The organism is Pseudomonas sp. 05N434, from assembly GCF_056396965.1.
The window spans coordinates 1-1,514 of the sequence record NZ_JBFTMK010000814.1 but is presented as its reverse complement, the minus strand read 5'-3'; the positions used below and the strand labels follow the sequence as shown (position 1 = coordinate 1,514).

The following is a 1,514-nucleotide window of genomic DNA, read 5'->3' as shown; positions in this document are numbered from 1 at the left end:
AGCATGAACGGGTCTTTTTTCTCGCCTTCCAGGGTGTCCAGCAGCTGTGCGTCACGGGCGGTGCCCAGTGTCGCGACGACCAGAGCCTGGGTTTCGCCACGGGTGAACAGTGCCGAACCGTGGGTCTTCGGCAGAACACCCACTTCGATGTTCAGCGGACGTACGGTGCGGGTGTCGCGGCCGTCGATACGTGGCTTGCCGTTAACGATGTTTTCGCGAACGGTGCGGTATTCGATTTCGCCGAAAGCAGCTTTGACGTCAGCAGCGGAAGGCTGGCCTTCTTCACCGGACAGCTTGGCAACCACTTGGTCTTTCAGTTCGCCCAGACGAGCGTAACGGTCGGCCTTGATGGTGATGGTGTAAGCCTGGGAGATCGCTTCGCCGAACTCGGCACGGATAGCACCCAGCAGAGCAGTGGCTTCTGGCTGAGGAGCCCAGGCCCAGGTCGGCTTGGCAGCTTCAGCGGCCAGTTCTTTAACGGCGTTGATCACCACCTGGAACTCGTCGTGAGCAAACAGTACTGCGCCCAGCATCTGGTCTTCGGTCAGCTCTTTGGCTTCCGATTCAACCATCAACACGGCTTCCGAAGTACCGGCAACGACCATGTCCAGGCTCGAAGCTTTCAGTTGTTCGTAAGTCGGGTTCAGCAGGTAACCGGTGCTTTCGTGGAACGCAACGCGGGCAGCGCCGATCGGGCCATCGAAAGGAATGCCGGAGATAGCCAGCGCAGCCGAGGTACCGATCATCGCAGCGATGTCCGGATCGGTCTTCTTGCTGGTGGAAACGACGGTGCAGACAACCTGCACTTCGTTCATGAAACCTTCAGGGAACAGTGGACGGATCGGACGGTCGATCAGTCGGGAAGTCAGGGTTTCTTTCTCGGAAGGACGGCCTTCACGCTTGAAGAAACCGCCAGGGATCTTACCGGCGGCGTAAGTCTTTTCCTGGTAGTGAACAGACAGAGGGAAGAAGCCCTTGCCTGGATCAGCTTGTTTGGCACCGACTACGGTCACCAATACGCTGACGTCGTCGTCAACGGTGACCAATACTGCGCCGGAGGCCTGACGGGCGATACGGCCAGTCTCGAGGGTAACGGTCGACTGACCGAACTGGAATTTTTTGATTACCGGGTTCACGGTGTCCTACCTTCTTTGTGGCTCTTGGGGGAACTTGTCTTCTTGCGAAATTCGTGGGCAACGCCGGGAATCGGCCCGACTGTCATTGTCCAGGGTAAAACTATTGTCCAGATAAAACTTGAGGCTGGGAGCCTGCCATGTACCTGCGGGAAACCCGCTGGCACACAGCAAACAACCAACCTCTAGCGCAATCGCTTATTAGCGACGCAGACCCAGGCGAGCGATCAGAGCGCTGTAACGGCTCACGTCCTTGCCTTTCAGGTAGTCCAGCAGCTTACGACGCTGGTTAACCATGCGGATCAGACCACGACGGGAGTGGTGATCTTTACCGTTGGCCTTGAAGTGACCTTGCAGTTTGTTGATGTTGGCGGTCAGCAG

At 57.5% G+C, this 1,514-nt stretch carries 2 protein-coding genes; both read right to left on the bottom strand.

Annotated elements, in window-relative coordinates; translation table 11 throughout:
- Positions 1–1,136 (bottom strand): polyribonucleotide nucleotidyltransferase (locus tag AC1DLB_RS29695; protein ID WP_477786253.1); only part of this gene is annotated, 1,136 nt, incomplete at its 3' end.
- Positions 1,137–1,334: 198 nt separating this feature from the next.
- Positions 1,335–1,514: 30S ribosomal protein S15 (gene rpsO / locus AC1DLB_RS29690; RefSeq protein ID WP_477786252.1), on the bottom strand; the 180-nt coding region annotated here is incomplete at its 5' end.